At 71.9% G+C, this 18,397-nt stretch carries 16 protein-coding genes and 1 pseudogene; 5 read left to right on the top strand and 12 right to left on the bottom strand.

Going from position 1 to position 18,397, the window contains the following annotated elements:
- Positions 1–4 precede the first annotated feature (4 nt).
- Positions 5–1,195 (top strand): macrolide family glycosyltransferase, encoded by a 1,191-nt coding sequence (locus tag REH65_RS01495; protein WP_406690924.1) that lies wholly within the window; start codon positions 5–7, stop codon positions 1,193–1,195.
- Between the two features lie 158 nt (positions 1,196–1,353).
- Here the strand turns inward: REH65_RS01495 and REH65_RS01490 are convergent, their stop codons facing one another.
- Positions 1,354–2,106: a TetR family transcriptional regulator gene (locus REH65_RS01490; RefSeq protein WP_281454267.1), complete on the bottom strand. Its 753-nt coding sequence runs from the start codon at positions 2,104–2,106 to the stop codon at positions 1,354–1,356.
- 135 nt (positions 2,107–2,241) lie between these two features.
- On the opposite strand from REH65_RS01490, the gene REH65_RS01485 reads away from it, so the two are divergent.
- Both REH65_RS01485 and REH65_RS01480 read left to right on the top strand, forming a co-directional pair.
- A complete protein-coding gene (locus REH65_RS01485) occupies positions 2,242–3,396 on the top strand; it encodes an acyl-CoA dehydrogenase (protein ID WP_281454266.1) in 1,155 nt (384 codons plus the stop codon).
- Positions 3,397–3,541: 145 nt separating this feature from the next.
- Positions 3,542–3,994 (top strand): DoxX family protein, encoded by a 453-nt coding sequence (locus REH65_RS01480; protein WP_406690923.1) that lies wholly within the window; start codon positions 3,542–3,544, stop codon positions 3,992–3,994.
- Here the strand turns inward: REH65_RS01480 and REH65_RS01475 are convergent.
- On the bottom strand, positions 3,991–4,467 hold the full coding sequence (locus REH65_RS01475) for a DUF1232 domain-containing protein (protein ID WP_406690921.1): 477 nt from the start codon (positions 4,465–4,467) through the stop codon (positions 3,991–3,993). The genes REH65_RS01480 and REH65_RS01475 overlap by 4 nt on opposite strands.
- A gap of 114 nt (positions 4,468–4,581) precedes the next feature.
- Here REH65_RS01475 and murJ point away from each other — a divergent pair, with 114 nt between their 5' ends.
- On the top strand, positions 4,582–6,207 hold the full coding sequence (murJ, locus tag REH65_RS01470) for a murein biosynthesis integral membrane protein MurJ (RefSeq protein ID WP_406690920.1): 1,626 nt from the start codon (positions 4,582–4,584) through the stop codon (positions 6,205–6,207).
- Positions 6,208–6,223: 16 nt separating this feature from the next.
- Here murJ and REH65_RS01465 read toward each other — a convergent pair whose 3' ends face one another.
- From REH65_RS01465 to REH65_RS01430, 8 genes and pseudogenes are all read right to left on the bottom strand, one after another.
- The gene (locus tag REH65_RS01465; protein ID WP_281454262.1) at positions 6,224–6,949 is read right to left on the bottom strand and encodes a glutamine amidotransferase; all 726 of its coding nucleotides are present in this window, start codon (positions 6,947–6,949) and stop codon (positions 6,224–6,226) included.
- Positions 6,946–8,400: a MurT ligase domain-containing protein gene (locus REH65_RS01460; RefSeq protein WP_406690919.1), complete on the bottom strand. Its 1,455-nt coding sequence runs from the start codon at positions 8,398–8,400 to the stop codon at positions 6,946–6,948. Before REH65_RS01460 ends, REH65_RS01465 begins: the two co-directional genes overlap by 4 nt.
- Positions 8,401–8,469: 69 nt before the next feature.
- Positions 8,470–8,640, bottom strand: coding sequence for a hypothetical protein (locus REH65_RS01455; protein ID WP_406690918.1), 171 nt, complete (start codon positions 8,638–8,640; stop codon positions 8,470–8,472).
- A 585-nt stretch (positions 8,641–9,225) separates the two neighbouring features.
- Positions 9,226–9,846, bottom strand: coding sequence for a transglycosylase family protein (locus REH65_RS01450; RefSeq protein WP_406690917.1), 621 nt, complete (start codon positions 9,844–9,846; stop codon positions 9,226–9,228).
- A gap of 427 nt (positions 9,847–10,273) precedes the next feature.
- Entirely contained in the window at positions 10,274–11,164 is an 891-nt protein-coding gene (gene nrfD / locus REH65_RS01445; protein WP_406690916.1) for an NrfD/PsrC family molybdoenzyme membrane anchor subunit, read from the bottom strand.
- Positions 11,161–12,008: pseudogene (locus tag REH65_RS01440) on the bottom strand (4Fe-4S dicluster domain-containing protein). The gene nrfD and the pseudogene REH65_RS01440 overlap by 4 nt, the downstream one beginning before the upstream one ends.
- An 18-nt stretch (positions 12,009–12,026) precedes the next feature.
- A complete protein-coding gene (fdh, locus tag REH65_RS01435) occupies positions 12,027–15,302 on the bottom strand; it encodes a formate dehydrogenase (RefSeq protein WP_406690915.1) in 3,276 nt (1,091 codons plus the stop codon).
- A 36-nt stretch (positions 15,303–15,338) separates the two neighbouring features.
- On the bottom strand, positions 15,339–15,749 hold the full coding sequence (locus tag REH65_RS01430) for a DUF2000 family protein (RefSeq protein ID WP_406690914.1): 411 nt from the start codon (positions 15,747–15,749) through the stop codon (positions 15,339–15,341).
- Between the two features lie 84 nt (positions 15,750–15,833).
- Here REH65_RS01430 and REH65_RS01425 point away from each other — a divergent pair, with 84 nt between their 5' ends.
- Positions 15,834–16,679: an AraC family ligand binding domain-containing protein gene (locus REH65_RS01425; protein ID WP_406690913.1), complete on the top strand. Its 846-nt coding sequence runs from the start codon at positions 15,834–15,836 to the stop codon at positions 16,677–16,679.
- Here the strand turns inward: REH65_RS01425 and REH65_RS01420 are convergent.
- Complete coding sequence (locus REH65_RS01420) at positions 16,661–17,302, bottom strand: pyridoxamine 5'-phosphate oxidase family protein (protein ID WP_406690912.1); 642 nt, start codon at positions 17,300–17,302, stop codon at positions 16,661–16,663. The genes REH65_RS01425 and REH65_RS01420 overlap by 19 nt on opposite strands.
- Before the next feature lie 138 nt (positions 17,303–17,440).
- On the bottom strand, positions 17,441–18,154 hold the full coding sequence (locus REH65_RS01415) for a PDR/VanB family oxidoreductase (RefSeq protein ID WP_406690911.1): 714 nt from the start codon (positions 18,152–18,154) through the stop codon (positions 17,441–17,443).
- Positions 18,155–18,397 lie beyond the last annotated feature (243 nt).

Below are 18,397 nucleotides of genomic sequence, written 5' to 3'. Positions count from 1 at the left end.
AATCATGAAGAAGCACTTCCTGTTCACCTGCGTCCCCGCCTCCGGCCACGTCAACCCGACGTTGGCGCTCGTCGGCGAGCTGCTCGACCGCGGCCACCAGGTCACCTACGCCGTCGGTGCGGACTCCGCCGAGACCGTCCGCGCCACCGGCGCCCAGGTCGTCGAGCTGCCGACGCGGATCCCGAACCTGGGTGGAGCGGGCGACCACTTCACCCCCGAGCGGATGCGCACGATGGTCGAGTTCTTCATCGACGACGTCCGCCAATGCATGCCGATCCTGCTGGAGCGCTTCACCGACGACCCGCCGGACGCGGTGTGCTCCGACGTCATGACCACCTACGGCCGGATGCTCGCCGACCGGCTCGGCATCCCCGCCATCGCGCTGGTGCCCAACTTCGCCAGCAACGAGAAGTTCGACCTGCGCACCGCCGTGATGGCCGAGCACGCCGGCAGCACGGCCGGTCCCCCGCCGGAAGCGCTGGACCGCCTCCACGAGGAGATGAGCGCGCTCGGCGACGAGTTCGGCGTCGAGGTCTCCCCGTTCATGGGTGGAACCCCGGCCGAGCTGAACCTGGTGTTCCTGCCCCGCGAGTTCCAGCTGGAGCACGAGACCTTCGACGACCGCTTCCGGTTCCTCGGCCCGCAGCTCGGCGACCGGGACAACGAGCCCTACTCCCCCGCCGACCCGCGGCGCCCGCTGCTGTACATCTCGCTGGGCACGGCGTTCAACCAGCGCCCGGACTTCTACCGGCTGTGCCTGGAGGCCTTCGCCGGCGGCGACTGGCAGGTCGCGATGTCGGTCGGCTCGCGCATCGACCTGGACGAGCTGGGTGAGGTCCCGGCGAACTTCGACGTGCGCCGGTCCTTCCCGCAGCCCGCGGTGCTGCGGCACGCGTCGGCGTTCGTCTCCCACGCCGGGATGAACTCGACGATGGAGTCGCTTCACCACGGCGTTCCGCTGGTGACCGTCCCGCAGATGCCCGAGCAGGCCGCCAACGCCGCGCGGGCGGCCGAACTCGGCCTCGGCATCAAGCTCGACTCCAACACCGTCACGGCCGCTGAGCTGCGGGAATCGGTCGATCGCATCGCCGCTGACGCCGAGGTCCGCGCCAACCTCGACCGGATGCGCGAGCTCGTCCGCTCCTCCGGTGGTGCCCCCGCGGGCGCCGACGCCCTCGAAGCCTTCCTGAGCTGACCCGCCTCCTCAGCCGTTTTCCGGGTGGGGGGAAGTTTTCATGAAAACTTCCCCCCACCACAGACGGGACGGGATTGATTTCACTCTGCACTGAAGGCATAGATGTAATCAACACGTGACCGGTGGAGATCGTTTTCGGCACTGAGTGCCGTGGGGGTTCAGCGCTCGATGTCGCGCAGCGCTTCCTGGATCTGCTTGAGGACCACCGCCGACGAGGCCGAGGTGCGCACCGCCGCCACCACGACCTCCTGACCGTCCTGTTCGGACCGATCCGCCTGGCCCGTCGGCCACTGCCCCGCCAGCGCCTCGGCGACCTGGTCGGTGGCGTGCCGCAACGTCGCGCGGGCGTCGAGCTCTCCCCCGCTGCGCAGCCACTGGCGCAGCACGTGGTTGTGCGCGGCGACCACCGCCGCGGCCGCGACCGCGGCGTGCAGCTCGGCGTCGGGCTGATCGGCGAAGCGCGCGCGCAGGTAGCGCGCGAAGACGCGCTGGTAGCGGTCGATGCTCGCGATCTCCTTGTCGCGCAACGACGAGACCTGCCTGGTCAGCTCCGAGCGCTTGAGCGAGACCTCGGGTTCCTCGAGGTACATCCCCAGCACGAACTCGGCCGCCTCCCCCAGCACCAGCAGCGGGTCGGCCGCGGCGTCGGAGGATTCCAGGAGTTCGACGACCTCGGCCAGGCGCTCGTCGTGCCCGGGGAACACGACGTCCTCCTTGGACCGGAAGTACCGGAAGAAGGTCCGCCTGCCGACCCCGGCGGACTCGGCGATCTGGTCCACGGTGGTCGCCTCGAAGCCCTGCTCGGCGAAGAGCTCCAGAGCGGCGACCGCGATCGCGCTGCGCACCTTCCGGCGGCCGTGCGGGGTGCGCCCGGTGCGGGACTTGGGTGCCGCAGCGACTGCCTCGGACATGGCCGGAATATAGCACCGCCGAATTGCTAGTGGCACTCAGTGCCGTTACGATGGCGCGCAGAGAAGGTCCGCCGCGCAACGCGAGCGGCATGCAACGGACCCCGCCGCCACGCGACGGGACTAGGGAGGGACCCGGTGGACCCGAACTTCGGCACCTACCAGCTCGGCGAGGAGCACGAGGCGCTGCGCGAGGCGGTGCGCGCCCTGTCGGAGAAGGAGATCGCGCCCTACGCGACCGAGGTCGACGAGCAGGAGCGCTACCCCAAGGAAGCGCTCGACGCCCTGGTCAAGGCCGGTTTCGCCGCGACGCACATCCCCGAGGAGTACGGCGGCGAGGGCGCCGACTCGGTGGCCACCTGCATCGTCATCGAAGAGGTCGCCCGCGTCTGCGGCTCCTCCTCGCTGATCCCGGCGGTGAACAAGCTCGGCACCATGCCGATCATCCTGTCGGCCTCGGAGGACCTCAAGAAGCAGGTCCTGCCCGCGATCGCCTCCGGTGAGACCACCGCTTCCTACGCGCTGTCCGAGCGCGAGGCCGGCTCCGACGCCGCGTCGATGAAGACCCGCGCGCGCCTCGACGGCGACCACTGGGTGCTCAACGGCAGCAAGTGCTGGATCACCAACGGCGGGGTGTCCAAGTGGTACACGGTCATGGCCGTGACCGACCCCGACAAGGGCGCCAACGGCATCAGCGCCTTCGCGGTGCACGCCGACGACCCGGGCTTCACCGTCGGCCCGAAGGAGAAGAAGCTCGGCATCAAGGGCTCGCCCACCGTCGAGCTGTACTTCGAGGACGCCACGATCCCGGCCGACCGGATCATCGGCGAGCCCGGCACCGGCTTCAAGACCGCGCTCAAGACCCTCGACCACACCCGCCCGACCATCGGCGCGCAGGCCGTGGGCATCGCCCAGGGCGCCCTGGACCAGGCCCTGGCCTACGTCAAGGAGCGCAAGCAGTTCGGCAAGTCCATCTCCGAGTTCCAGGGCGTGCAGTTCATGCTCGCCGACATGGCCATGAAGGTGGAGTCGGCTCGCCAGATGGTCTACGTGGCCGCGGCCCGCGCCGAGCGCGGTGAGCCCAACCTCGGCTTCATCTCGGCCGCCGCCAAGTGCTTCGCCTCCGACGTGGCCATGGAGGTCACCACCGACGCGGTCCAGCTCTTCGGCGGCGCGGGCTACACCCGCGACTTCCCGGTCGAGCGCATGATGCGCGACGCCAAGATCACCCAGATCTACGAGGGCACCAACCAGGTCCAGCGCATGGTCATGGCCCGCAACCTCCTGAAGTGACGTCCTGAGACGAGGTGGGGCCCGGCGGAGTGGTTCCGTCGGGCCCCACCTTCGTGCGTTCGTGGTCGCCCGTTCCGAGATGTCGGGGGTGTGGATCTCCACCACACTGGGTGGATCGGTCGCACCGCTGAGGACGGGAGTTGCCATGACCGCGCTTCGGAGCCTGCTCACCTTCATCGGCCGCATCGGGGTCGGTGCCATCCTCATCGCCCACGGCTGGCAGAAGCTCATGACCTGGGGCATCCCGAACACCGCGCAGAACTTCGGGAAGATGGGCATCCCGTTCCCCGAGGTCGCCGCCTGGTACGCCACCATCGTCGAGCTGGCCGGGGGAATCCTGCTGATCCTCGGCATCGCGCTGCCGCTGGTCGGACTGGCCGTGGCCATCGACATGATCGGGGCGATCGTGTTCGTGCACCTGCCGCACGGGCTGTTCGCCCCCGACGGCTTCGAGCTCCCGCTCGCGATCGGTGCCGCCGTGCTGGCGATGGGCTTCAACGCGGGCACCTGGTCGATCGACCACCTGGTGTTCGGCCGCCGCAGGAACCGCCGCCGCGAAGAGGCCGCGACCGAGTACTACGAGCAGAACGAGACCTAGTGAGCCTCACCCGGCTCGATCTCGGTCCGCTCCTCCTGGCGGGCCAGGTAGTTGCCGGACTCGGCGTAGAGGCTGGTGAGCAGCCAGCTGCCGACCCCGATGTCGTCACCGATGCCCAACAGCGGCAGGAACTCCGGGATGAAGTCGATCGGCGAGACCAGGTAGACCACGGCGATCAGCCAGAGCAGCAGCTGGTAGCGCGGCAGCTGCGGGTTCCGGCCCCGGGCGGTCGATCCGAGCATCGCCGGGACCGCGCGCAGCCTCGCCAGCGGTGAGCCCCCGGCCCCGGCGCGGTGCGCGCGCACGGCTGCTCGCACCGGGGAGCGGCGCAGCCGGGCGACCCCGCCCGCGACCACGATCCCCAGACCCGCGGCCATCAACCCCACCGGCAGCAGCCAGCCACCCGCGTCGCCGCCGAACGCGATGGCCACCACCGCCCCGGCGATCAGCAGCACGACACCGAACACGATCACCCGCGCGCCCCTTCCGCAGCCGTCGCCGATCAGCCTGCCACGGCACCGCTCCGCCCGGCGAGTGCGGGTGTTTCGTGGCACCTTCAACATCGAACGCGCTGATGGGAGGGCCACGTGGTCGATCAGGCCGACGCCGACGTCCGACGACCTTCGCTGGCCCGCGCGAGCGCGGCGATGGCGGTCGCGACCGCCACCAGCCGGGTCAGCGGCCTGCTCGCCAAGGTGCTGCTGGTCGTGGTGCTCGGGCTCGGCGTGGTCAACGACTCCTACACCGTGGCCAACACCCTGCCGACCGTGGTCAACGAACTGCTGCTCGGCGGCGTGCTCACCAGCATCGCCGTGCCGCTGCTGGTCCGCGCCCAGCAGGAGGGTCCCCGGCAGGGCGAGTCCTACGCGCAGTGGATGATCACCATGGGCGGGGTGCTGCTGGTGGTGGCCACCGCGGTCGCGGTCGCCTGCGCCGGCCTGCTCACCGCCCTGTACCTGGGGGCCGACACCCGCGCCAACGCGGAGCTGACCACCGCCTTCGCCTACCTGCTGCTGCCGGGCATCGTCTGCTACGGGATGTCGGCGCTGCTGCAGGCGATCCTCAACGTGCGCGGGGTGTTCGGCGTGCCGGCGTGGGCGCCGGTGTGCAACAACCTCGTCGTCATCGCCACCGTCGTGGTCTACGCGCTGGTGCCCGGGGAGATCTCCACCGACCCGGTGCGCATCGGCGAGCCGAAGCTGCTGATCCTCGGGCTGGGGACCCTCGCGGGCATCACCACGCAGCTGCTGGTGATGGTGATCTCGCTGCGCCGCAGCGGTTTTCGCTACCGGTGGCGGTGGGGCTGGGACCGCAGGCTCACCGAGTTCGGCGGGCTCGCCGGGTGGGTGGTGCTCTACACGCTGATCAGCCAGGCCGGCATGGTGGTGATCACGCGGGTGACCGCGCAGGGCACGCCGGGCAGCGTGGCCACGTTCAACTACGCGTGGCTGCTGTCCCAGGTCCCCTACGGCGTCCTGGGGGTGTCGCTGCTGACGGCTCTGATGCCGCGGATCAGCGATGCCGCCGCGGCCGGGCGCACCCGGGAGTTCGTCGACGACGTCGCCTGGGGCACCCGGATGACCGCGGTGCTGCTGATGCCGGTCAGCGCGCTGCTGGTGGTGGCCGGAGGACCGCTGGCGGTGGCGTTCTTCTCGCTGGGCGCCAGCGACGTCGCCGCCGCCGGACGACTCGGGTGGGCGCTGGCTGCGGCTGCGGCCGGGGTCGTGCCGTTCAGCATCACGATGCTGCAGCTACGGGCCTTCTACGCGATGCACGACGCGCGCACGCCCACCTGGATCAACGTGATCATGGTCGTGGTGCGCAGCGCGCTGTGCTACCTGGTGCTGGCCACCGTGCGGCCCGAGGACCTGGTGCTCGGGGTGACCGCGGCGATGTCGGCGAGCTTCCTGCTGGGCGCGGTGGTCGGGCAGGTGTGGCTGCGGGCCCGCGTCGGATCGCTGAGCACAGGCGCGACCGTCGTGGGATGCCTGCGGGCCCTGGTGGCCGGGGCCGCCGGGGCGGTGTGCTCGCTGGCGGTGGTGGCCGGGGTGCGGGCGCTGACCGGTTCGCTGGGTCCGATGCTCGACGCGTGGCTGGCGCTGGTGCTGCACGGCGTTCTCGTGCCCTCGGTGGCCGTGGCCGTGCTGGCGCTGCTGCGGGCGCCCGAGTTGAAGCCGGCCCTGCGGAAGCTGGGCCGGCTCGCTCGCCGCTGACCGCGTGCGGGGACGACTACTTGCGGTTGCGCACGTGCACGCGGGTGCGCTCGGTGCGCAGCGCCTTGAGCTCCGGCGGATCGGGCAGCGGTGCCAGGGGCTCGCCGATCGCCCACTCCAGCAGCAGGTCGGCGAGCTTGGGGTTGCGGGCCAGGACCGGGCCGTGCATGTAGGTGCAGACCACGTGTCCGGAGACCGCGCCCTCGGCTTCTTCGACGCCGTTGCCGGTCCCGCGCACGACCCGTCCCAGCGCGTGCGAGCCGGGGCCGAGGGTGGTGCGGCCGAGGTGGTTCTCGAACCCGGTGAGCATGCCGACCCCGCCCAGCGTGGACTGGGTGGTGACCTCGCCGATGGCGCGGCCGCGTCCCGGTTCGGTCGAGGCGTCGACCAGGCCGAGGCCCTCGTGGCGCTGCCCGTCGCCGGTGACGAAGCTGGTGCCCAGCACCTGCAGACCGCCGCAGATGCCCAGCACCGGCACCCCGTGCTCGACCGCGCGGGTCAGTCCCGCGCCGCGGCGCAGGAAGCGGACGGCGGCGACCTGGGCCACGTCCTCGCCGCCGCCGATCAGGTAGAGGTCGCAGTCCTCCGGCACCGCGTCGTCGGAGGACAGGACGGTGACGAGCCGGCTGCCGATGCCTCGCCAGCGCAGCCGTTGTGCCAGCACGATCGCGTTGCCGCGGTCGCCGTAGGTGCCCAGCAGGTCGGGCAGCACGAGGGCGATGCGGACTCGGTCCCCGGTCATCTGCGGCTCCTGGTCAGCACGTCGCGGAAGGCGGTGTAGTTGGCGATCACGTCCGGGACGCCGCCGTGCGAGCCGCCGAGGGCGACCTCGACGGTGGAGGCGACGGTGGCGGGCACCTGGGCGTAGCGCAGGCGGACCGCCAGGTCCAGGGCCCGGTCCCCGGCTACCTGGACGGGACGGCCGCGCAGCATCTCGAAGTCGACGTCCCACAACCAGGAGACGTCGTAGCCGTCGGCCTCCCGGCTGTTGACCACCAGCACCAGCGGTTCGTCGTTGCCGGAGACCAGGTCGAGCATCTCCAGCCAGCTGGCGGGGTTCTTGGCCAGCAGCAGCCGGACCTTGCGGCCGCCGACGCGGACGGTGTCGTAGCGACCGGCGGCCTGCGAGATGCGGCGGATGCGGGCCAGCGCGGCGGCCTCCTCGCCCCCGAGCTCCAGGGCTGCGGCCAGCGCGAAGGTGGCGTTGACGCGGTTGACGTGCCCGGGCAGGGCCAGGGCGAGCTCGTGGTGGGTGCCCTCGGCGTCGAGGACGCCGGTGTCGGTGACCTTCCAGTCCGCGGCCGGACGGGCCAGACCGCACTGGCAGCGCCAGTCGCGGTCCACGTCGCCGATGAAGGAGCCGCAGCGCGGGCAGTTCAGGGCGTCGTCGCGCCACCGCACGCCACCGGAGACCCAGGTGACGTTCGGGTGGTCGGAGGCGGCGAAGACGATGTTGGGGTCGTCGCGGTTGGCGATGACCTGCGCGCCGGGTGCCTGGGCCAGGGCGCGCTGCAGGCTGGCGGCCACGGTGCGGACCTCGCCGACGCGGTCGAGCTGGTCGCGGCTGAGGTTGAGCAGCAGCATCGCGGCCGGTTCGAAGCGCTCGGTGACCTGCGCCAGATGCAGCTCGTCGACCTCCAGCGCGGCGAACGGGGCGTCGAGCCGGGTCAGCAGGGCGGCGACGTGGCCGTCGAGCATGTTGGCGCCGGTGGCGTTGCTGACCGCCGGGGCCTGGGCGCGCATCGCTTCGGCGACCATCTGGGTCGTCGTGGTCTTGCCGTTCGTTCCGGTGACCATGACGACACGCCGACCGGCCGCCAACCGCTGCAGCAGGTCGGGTTGTAGCGTCAGCGCCACACGGCCACCGATCATCCCGCCGGATCCGAGACCGAGGCGCTGCGACAGCGACGCGGCCATCCGGCCGATGTTGATGGCCAGGTTGGTGCGCAGATCCCGGCCGCGCGGTCGCCCGATCTCGCGCTCGGTCGCGGGAACGACCTTCCAGCGCTGGTCAGCGCCCTGCTCGTCGGGGCCGGGTGGCCGGTGGCGTCCCGTGCTCGGTGGTTGTTCGGGTGACCGCCGTTGGCCCGGTGTTCGGTCCTGATCCGCTGTTCGGTGCTGATCGGGCGTCTGGCGCTGGGCCGGTGTCTGGTCGACCGATGGCTCGTCGGTCTCCCGCGTGGTGTCGGTCATGCGTCCCCTCCCCCCTCGGGCGGCCGTCGCACGCGGCACGCCGGGTCGGCTCAGGGCTGCGCGACACCGCTAATCGGCCGCACTCGGGCGCGCCGCCCCTCGCTTCCTGGCCAGTGTGGCCCGGCTGCGCCGAAACAGCGCGACGATCAGCAGGAGGAGGCCGGCGGTGATCGCGGCGGGGCCGACCCAACCGTCGATGCCGGAGGAGGTGGCGGCATCGAGTTGAGCAGCGATGAACATCGGGGATCCCCTTTCCGAAGGTCGGGGCGGGGGGAACGCGGGTGAGTGCGGTCACGTCCATGGTCCGGCGGCACCGGGGGCGCTCGCCGTGCCGACATGCCGGGATGTCCCGCTATCGAGGAGGTTTCACTCGTGGTGATTTCACGCGGGGACGCTGCGTGATCGCGTGACCGGTGGTTGGGTTCAGGAAGCGATTCGCACCCTGCGCGCTTTTCTTGCAGCTGCGGAATTTTGGGGCCGAATGGCGGAGTGACCACACCGCGGCGCTCACCCGTTGGGGTCTATTGCGGCGATACGCTCGGCGATCAACGAACGTGCAATTACGCTCGGATTTGATCCCGACGGTGTCCGTCAAGATCCGAAGGGAGCCGAGAAGTGACCGAACTCGTCCTGTTGCTGGGTTTCTTCGCCTTCGCCGGAATCAGCTGGACCGCGTGGGACATCCGCGCCGATCTGCGCCGCCGCAAGCTCAAGTGACCGCCGTCCGCGAGCGACCCGCGTCGGATTCGCAGTCGAGGGACCCCGCCGGAGAGAGGCAGGCGGGGTCCCTCGTTCATGCGCACCCGGGTCCGCGGACCGGGTGGGTCACTTGATGGCGAGCTGCTGACCCGGGAAGATCACGTTCGCGTCGTTGACGACCGAGCGGTTCTTCTCGAAGATCGCCTGCCAGCTCACGCCGCTCTTCTCGGCGATCGTGCTCAGGGTGTCACCGGCCTGCACGGTGTAGGTGTCCTCGACCTGGACGGTCTTCTTGACCGTGCTCTTCTTCTTGGTCGTGGACTTCTTCTCGGTGCTCTTCTTGCTGGTGCTGCCCGAGGCGACGTCCTGGTGCTCGGCGCCGCCGCCCGCGGTCAGACCGGCCTTCTTCGAGCACACCGGCCAGGCGCCCGGACCCTGCGCCTGCAGCACGCGCTCGGCCACGGCGATCTGCTGCGACTTGCTGGCCTGCGCGGCGTTCGAGGCGTAGCTGGTGCCGCCGTAGGCGGACCAGGTGGACTGGTTGAACTGCAGGCCACCGTAGTACCCGTTGCCGGTGTTGATGCTCCAGTCGCCACCGCTCTCGCACTGCGCGACGGCGTCCCAGGTGGACTCCGAGGCGGCGTTGGCCGGGATCGTCATCGCGAACGGCGCGGCGACGATGGCGCCCGCGACGGCCACGCGGGTCGCGGTGCGGCGGGAGGTGGTGGACTTGCGGTGCTTGCCCATGCTGTCTTCGTCTCCAGCGACGCCTGCGCGACACCGTCGTCCCGGACTCCCCCGCTGGCACCGGCCGGGTTTGCCCTTAACGGTCGGTGCCGGGGTCTCCGGCGGTCGTCACGTCCCTGCCCGCGATGCGTCTCGGGGTTTCGGAAGGTCCGCCGGGCAGGGTTCGGCGCTGCGGACTTCCTGGCTTGCCGTCGGCTCGGGGGCGCCGACGCCGGGCAACGCTACGTAGCTGAAAAGCGTGAACAAAACCATGAGCGGGTGTCGCTCGTCATAGAAACGTAATCAAGATCGCGACGATGCCGAGGTTTTCGCAGGTCATTTCTTGATCAGAAACGCGTTATTCACCTGAAATCAAACTACGCCCCGTGAGACCTGAACCACTGGCCACCCTTGTGGGGGACTACCGAACGTCAACATCCGAATTCGATCAGTGCACTTCGCCACGGCCCGAAGTCCCTGGTTCGCTCACCCGTTCCCGCTGCGGCTCGACCACGAACCGGGGGTCGCGGGCCGTGACCCGGCCGGCCTCGAAGACCCCGTAGCGGGTCGCGATCGCGCCCAGCGTGAGCAGGGCTCCGGCCGCCAGGCCCGCCGGGCGGCGACGCGACAGCGCCAGCGCGGCACCGGCCGCGGTGGCCGCGCGAGCCGCGCGCAGCACCCCACCGGCGCGCCCGGTGCGGTAGGCCTCGGCGGCCAGCCCCATCCGCGACTCCATGCGCCTGCTCGCGGCCAGTTCCAGCACCGCACCGGCCACCGCCATCCGCCGCGCGGGTCCCGCCTCGGCGGGCGCACCGACCATCCCGACGGCACCGGCGCTGGTCAGGGCGCTACCGGCGAAGACGAACGGCAGCTCCCGGTAGCCCTCGTGCCAGCCGGGCACGGCCGTGTCGGCCAGCAGGACCGCGGTGTAGGTCGTCATCGCCGGGGCGATCGCGCCCGCCACCACCCCGGCCGCGCGACTCGGCCCCGGCAGCAGCCCCGTCACGTCACCGGCCGCGGCGGCCCCGGCCAGGCCGGAGAACGGGGCGAGGATCCACGAGCCGACGCTCAGCGGCGAGGTCGGCTTGAACACCCGCAGCATGTTCAGGAACCGCATCGGCCGGTGCAGGTCGTGCATCAGCGCCGCGACGCTGGTGGTGGCGCCCACCGCCGCCGCGAGCCGTCCCGCTCGGGCCAGCCGCTCGCGGCCGGTGAGCCCGGCCAGCAGCGCCATGGTCGACGACGCCCCGGCCATGCCGCCGAGGTAGAGGTAGGCGGGCACGTCGGGGACCTTCCAGACCGGTTCCTTGAGCACCGGTCGCCCGTAGTAGGACCTCACCGCTTCCTCCCGAGGAACGATCCGGCGATCACGGCCGCGGCGGTGATCGCGGCGGCCGCCGCGTGCCGCCACATCGAGGGCAGGTCGCGGGTGGTCACCACCGGGTCCGGCGGCAGGCCGTAGACCTCGGGGTCGTCGAGCAGCAGGAAGAACGCGCCGTCTCCCCGACGCCGTCGGTCGGTTCGTGGCCGTAGAGGCGGGCGCTGGTCACGCCCCGCTCGTGCAGCTCATCGACGCGCAGCGCGGCGCGTTCGCGCAGCTCGTCCAGGGGCCCGTACTGGATGGACTCGGTCGGGCAGGCCGTGGCGCAGGCCGGCATCAGCCCGGCGCCCAGGCGGTCCTGGCACAGCGTGCACTTGGCCGCTCCCCCGGTGTCGGGCCGGATGTCGATGACGCCGTAGGGGCAGGCCGGGACGCAGTAGCCGCAGCCGTTGCACACGTCGTCCTGCACCAGCACCGTGCCGTGCTCGGTGCGGATCAGCGCCCCGGTCGGGCACACGTCGAGGCACGCGGCGTGGGTGCAGTGCTTGCAGACGTCGGAGGACATCAGCCAGCGCACCTGCTGCTCGTCGGGCGCACCGAAGGACGGCATCCCCAGCTCGGCCGGGGTGCCGGACTGCTCGACGAAGGCGACGTGGCGCCACGTGGTGCCGCTGAGCGCGCCGGTGTTGTCGTAGGAGGTGGCGGTGAGGTCCAGGCCGTCCTCGGGCAGCAGGTTCCACTCCTTGCAGGCGACCTCGCAGGCCTTGCAGCCGATGCACACGCTGGTGTCGGTGAAGAACCCGGCGCGGGGTTGCGGCGGGTAGCCGGTCTCCGCGGCCGGGTCGGCCAGCGGTCCGGACAGGTGGTGGGCGCTCACCGGTCAGCCTCCTTCGAGTCGGGGGTCGTCGGCGTGCTCGGTGCCGGTGCGCTCGGTGATGCCCGCGCGGTCGCGGTACTCGGCGACCAGGCGCTGCAGCGCGGCATCACGCGGACGGCGGCCCGGCCGGATGTCGCAGGTCCCGGCCTTGGTCTCCATGATGTGCACGTTGGGGTCCAGCGCCACGCCGATGAGCTCGTTGGCGGCGTCACCGGTGGTCAGGCCGTTGGGTCCCCAGTGCCAGGGGATGCCGATCTGGTGCAGGGTGCGCCCGCCGATGCGCAGCGGCCGGAGCCGCTCGGTCACCAGGACGCGGCCCTCGATGGCGCTGCGGGCGGTGATCACGGTGGCCCAGTCGCCGTGGATCAGGCCCGCTTCGGCGGCCAGCTGCGGGGAGACCTCCAGGAACATCGCCGGGGCGAGCTCGGAGAGGTGCCGCAGCCATCGGCTCATGCCGCCCGCGGTGTGGTGCTCGGTGAGCCGGAACGTGGTGAACACGTGCGGGAAGACGTCGCTGCCGGGCTCGGTGCCGCTGGGCTGGTACCGGTTCTCCGGGCGGGAGTGGATCTGGCGCGCGGGGTTGCGCTGCTGGTGCGGGTGCAGGCGGTTGGCGACCGGGGATTCCTGCGGTTCGTAGTGCGCGGGGAACGGGCCGTCGACCAGCCCGGCGGGCACGTAGAGCCAGCCGCGCCCGTCGCTCTGCATGATGAACGGCTCGGTGCCGGCGATGCCCTCCGGTCCGACCGCGTCGGCGGCGGGCCGGTGGTCGGGGCGCTTGGTGCGGTCGAAGTCGGGGACGTCGTGGCCGGTCCACTCGCCGCGCTCGGCGTCCCACCACACGTAGGCCTTGCGCTCGCTCCACGGGTGGCCGTCCGGGTCGGCGGAGGCGCGGTTGTAGAGGATGCGGCGGTTGGCCGGCCACGCCCAGCCCCACTCGGGCGCCACCCGGCTCTGCTGGTCGCGGGGTTTCCTGCGGGCGGACTGGTTCACGCCGTCGGCGGTGACGCCGCAGTAGATCCAGCAACCGCAGGAGGTGCTGCCGTCGGCGCGCAGCTGCGGGTAGGCCGACAGCGGCCGGCCGTCGGCGTCGAAGCCGTTGATCTCGGCGAGCACGGCCTCGGCGCTGGGTTCGCCGATCTCGCCGTGGGTCGGGTAGTCCCAGGTCAGCTCCAGCACCGCGCGGTCGCGTTCGCTGTCGGCGGTGAGCTTGTCCCGGATGCGGCGGCCCAGGTGGTAGAAGAACCACAGGTCGCTGCGCTGGTCGCCGGTGGGTTCGACGGCCTTGTGGTGCCACTGCAGGAGCCGCTGGGTGTTGGTGAAGGTGCCGTCCTTCTCGGTGTGGGCGGCGGCCGGCAGGAAGAACACCTCGGTGCCGATGTCGGCGGTGCGCATCTCGCCGGTTTCGATCTCGGGTCCGTCCTTCCAGAAGGTGGCGGTCTCGATCATGTTGAGGTCGCGCACCACCAGCCAGTCGAGGTTGGCCAGCCCCATCCGCTGCTGGCGGGCGTTGGCGGTGCCCACCGCGGGGTTCTCGCCGATGACGAAGTAGCCCCGGCAGCGGCCCTCGATCTGGTCGAGGACGGTCTGGAAGGTGCCGTGGTCGCCGGTGAGCCGGGGCAGCCGGTCGAAGCAGAAGTCGTTGTCGGCCGTGGCGTGCTCGCCCCACCAGGCCTTGAGCAGGCTGACCAGGTAGGAGCGGATGTTGGCCCAGTAGCCGCAGGCGAGTTCGTCGTCGGCGACGAAGGACTCCAGGTCGGTGTCGGTGTGGGCGTGCGGCATCGGGATGTAGCCGGGCAGCAGGTTGAACAGCGTCGGGATGTCGGTGGAGCCCTGGATGCTGGCGTGCCCGCGCAGCGCGAGGATGCCGCCGCCGGGGCGTCCGACGTTGCCCAGCAGCAGCTGCAGGATCGAGGCCGCGCGGATGTACTGCGCGCCGACGGTGTGGTGGGTCCAGCCCACGGCGTAGGCGATGGCCGAGGTGCGCTCGCGGCCGGAGTGGGCGATGAGCTGGTCGGCGACCCAGGTGAACTCCTCCTGCGTGATGCCGCAGATCTCCTCCACCACTTCCGGGGTGTAGCGGGCGTAGTGGCGCTTGAGCAGCTGGAACACGCAGCGCGGGTGCTGCAGCGTCGGGTCGGAGTCGGGGCGTCCGTGGTAGACGGGCCCGCCGGATCCGGTGCGCTCGGGGCGGCTGCTCTGGCGCTCCCGGCCGTGCGCGGTGCTGGGCGCTTCCTCGGTGCCGTGCCCGCCGACGGGCGGGACGGCGTGGCTGCCCCGGTACTGCCATGTGGTCGTGTCGTAGCTGCCCGCCTCAGGGTCGAAGCCGGAGAACACGCCGTCGAGGTCCTCGGTGTCGCGGAAGTCCTCGCCGACGATCATCGCCGCGTTGGTGTAGTGCACGACGTAGTCGTGGAAGTGGGCCTCGCGGGTCAGCACCTGGTTGATCAGACCGCCGAGGAAGGCGATGTCGCTGCCGGCTCGCAGCGCGAGGTGGCGGTCGGCCAGCGCCGAGGTGCGGGTGTAGCGCGGGTCGACGTGGATGATCGTGGCGCCGCGCGCCTTGGCCTCCACGACCCACTGGAACCCGACGGGGTGGGCTTCGGCCATGTTGGAGCCCTGGATGAGGACGCAGTCCGATTCGGCGAGGTCCTGCTGGAAGGTGGTGGCGCCGCCGCGCCCGAAGGAGGCGCCCAGACCGGGCACCGTGGAGGAGTGTCAAATGCGCGCCTGGTTCTCGACCTGGATCGCGCCGAGGGCGGTGTAGAGCTTCTTCATGAGGTAGTTCTCCTCGTTGTCGAGGGTCGCTCCTCCGAGGCTCGCGATGCCCATGGTGCGCCGCAGCGGTCTGCCGTCGGCGTCGGCGTCCTCCCAGGTCTGCCGGCGGGTGGCCAGCACCCGGTCGGCGATCATGTCCAGCGCGATGTCCAGGTCGAGGTCCTCCCACTCGGTGCCGTGCGGGCGCCGGTAGCGGACCCGGGTCTCGCGCAGCGGTGAGGTGACCAGCTCGCGGCTGGCCGAGCCCTTGGGGCACAGCCGACCGCGGCTGATCGGCGAGTCCGGGTCGCCCTCGATCTGGGTGACGTGGCCGCCGGAGCTGTAGATCCGCTGGCCGCAGCCGACCGCGCAGTACGGGCACACCGAGCGGGTGACGTGCTCGGCGTCGCTGGTGCGCGCCCGCATCTCGTCGGTGCGCCGGGACCGGGCGGCGGGGCCTCGGGCCAGCCGGTCGGGGCCGGTGAGCTGTCGCAGCACCGGCCAGTTCAGCCACGTGGCGGCCATGCCGAGCGGCTACCCGGCCTGTGGATCTCGCAAACCTCAGGGGTGCAGGGACAGTCCCTTGCAGACCTTGTCCACGGCGTTGCGGGGTCCGTGGACGGCGAATCCGACGAGGTCGAGCTCGTCGGTGGGGCGTTCGGCGACCACGGCGCGGTTGTCGGCGTCGTTGCCGGTCTTGAACATGCCCTCGGAGTAGATCGCGGTGGGCATCTCGCGGCCGACGGCGCGGGCGTGGCTGCGGGCGAGGTCGGCGGCCGGGGCCGCGTAGACGAGCACGGGCAGTCCCAGCAGCGGCAGGTAGCCGCGGCCGTCGGCGTCGCGGTACTCCTCGCCCATGAGCTCGGGGTGGGCGGCGGTGATGCCGCTGGCCAGGAACGCGGTGACGTTGACCCGCTGCCACCCGGCCAGGTCGTCGCGCAGCACCACGGCGATCTTCGTCTGTTGTGCCATGGGCCCATCCCAGACCGGGCGGGCGCGCGCGGTCTTGAACGCTGGTGCGCTCTCGGCTGCCGGCCGGCGGGGAGAATGGCGGGCATGGGTCAGGAGTGGGTGTCCTACCGGCGCTCGGCGCGGATGCCGGTGGAGGTGATGCGCGCGCACTTCGAGCACCACCGCTACGACCTGCACGCCCACGAGGCCTACTCGTTCGGGTGCACCGAGGTCGGGGCGCAGACGTTCCGCTGCCGGGGCGCCCAGCGCACCAGCGCGCAGGGCATGGTGATGGCGTTCAACCCGGAGGACCCGCACGACGGGCACGCCGTGCACGACGGCGGGTTCACCTACCAGATCGTGCACATCTCCCCCGAGCTCATCGGTGACGTGCTCGCCGACACCGCCGGGAAGCCGGTGGGGCTGCCGCTGTTCGCCGAGCCGGTGCTGCACGAGCCCGCGCTGGCCTCGGCGCTGCGGGGCGTGCACGACGCGCTGACCGGTGGGGAGAGCGCGCTCGCGCAGGACGAGGCGCTGCACGCGGCGGTGCGGGCGATGGTGCGGCTCGGTGCGGTCACCGCCGCTCCCCCGGGCTGGGCGCCGGAGACGCGGCGGGAGGACGACGGGCTGCGGCAGGTGCGGGAGCTGCTGCACGAGCACTTCGCCGAGGACGTCGGCACCGCGCGGCTGGCGGAGATCAGCGGGCGCAGCCGGTTCGCGCTCCACCGCGCGTTCCGCGACCTGCACGGGCTCACGCCGAGCGAGTACCAGCGGCAGCTGCGGGTTCGCCACGCGCGCCGGTTGCTGGCCTCCGGGCGCAGCCCGGCCGAGGCGGCGGTGGAGTCCGGCTTCGCCGACCAGAGCCACCTGACCCGCTGGTTCCGCCGCTACTACGCGATCACCCCGGCCCGCTTCCGCGACGCGGCGCGGGATCAGGCCTCGGCGTCGTAGAGGATCGACCGGAAGCGCTCGTCGGAGTAGTACCGCTCCAGCTCGTCGATCGGGTCGTTCGGGCGGGTGAGGTTCTTGGCGAGGCGGGCGGAGGACGGCACGGCCTCGGGGTTCCAGGTCTCGGCGTTCCAGAGCCCGGAGCGCAGGAACGCCTTGGAGCAGTGGTGGAAGACCTCCTCGATCTCCACCAGCAGCACCACGCTCGGCCGGTGGCCCCGGACGACCATCCGGTCGAAGAACGGGGCGTCGCGCAGCAGCCGCGCCCGGCCGTTGATGCGCAGCGTGTCACCGCGGCCGGGGATGAGGTAGACGAGGCCGACGTGCGGGTTGGCCAGCACGTTGCGGAACCCGTCGACCCGGCGGTTGCCCGGCCGTTCGGGGATCGCGATGGTGCGCTCGTCGAGCACCAGGGTGAACCCGGCCGGGTGGCCCTTCGGTGACACGTCGCAGCGGCCCTGCTCGTCGGAGGTGGCCACGAGGCAGAACGGCGAGGCCGCCAGCCAGCCGACGTCCAGCTGGTGCAGCGCCGGGCGCTGCTTGTCCAGGACCCGCTGCAGCGGTCGGCCGACGACCTCCTCCAGCTCGTCGGTCGAGGTGATCTCCTGCGCGCCTTCGAGTTCCACCGCTTCCTCCCAGATCGCTCCCGCCCGACACTACGGCGCGACCTGCGGTGGCGGGAAGCGGTTTTCGCGGTGCGGCCCGGTCACACCCCGCAACCGGGCCGCACCGCCTCCCCTCCGGTTCCCCCGAACCGGGGTCTTTCACAGATCGACGGTGAGGTGCCCTCGCCCTCGATCCACGCACAGGGCCAGGTCGTCGCCGCGCGCCCGGCTCCGGCGGAGCACGTCGCCGGAGAGCAGCGGGACGTGGCAGGTGCCGCAGAATCCCTGGCGGCACGAGTAGGCCACGTCCGGTACCACTTCGCCGACGGCCTCCAGCGCGGTGCGGTCCGCCGGGACCTCGACGGTGCGGCCGCTGCGGGCCAGCTCGACGGTGAACTCCCGGCCGTCGACGATCGGAGGTGCCGAGAACCGTTCCCAGTGCAGGCCTTTCGCGGCGCTGACCGGCAGCGCCAGGCGCACCGCGGTGATCATCGGGACCGGGCCGCAGGCGTAGACCGCCGCGCCCTCCGCCGCGTGGGCGAGCAGTTCGGTGCCCGCGGCGGGGATGCCGAACTCGGTGTCGGGGCGGATCCAGACCCGCTCGGCGGGGAGCTCGGCGAGTTCCCGCAGGAACGGCATCGAGGCCCTGGAACGTCCCGTGTAGACCAGGCGCCAGTCGGCGCCGCGGGCCATCGCGGTGCGCACCATCGGCAGGATCGGGGTGATGCCGATGCCGCCCGCCACGAACAGGTACGAGCGCCCGGCGATGAACGGGAAGGCGTTGCGCGGTCCGCGCGCGACGACCCGGTCCCCCTCGGCGAGCTCGTCGTGGATCTCGCGGGAGCCGCCCGCGCCGTCGGCCAGGCGCCGCACCGCGATCCGGTAGTGCGACCGCTCGCCGGGCCGCCCGCACAGCGAGTACTGGCGCTTGCGGCCCGACGGCAGCAGCAGGTCCAGGTGCGCGCCCGGCTGCCACGCGGGCAGCGGACCGCCGCCCGGCCGGGTCAGCCGCAGGCTGCGGACCCCGTCGGCCTCGTCGCGGGTCGGAGATCACCAGCGGGATGTCGCGGTCGACCGGGCTCGGCGGGGCCGTGCGGCGGCGGCTGTTGCGGTGCA

The organism is Saccharopolyspora sp. ID03-671, assembly GCF_045278815.1.
GTDB lineage: Bacteria > Actinomycetota > Actinomycetes > Mycobacteriales > Pseudonocardiaceae > Saccharopolyspora > Saccharopolyspora ipomoeae.
This window is presented reverse-complemented; position numbering and strand designations above follow the sequence as displayed.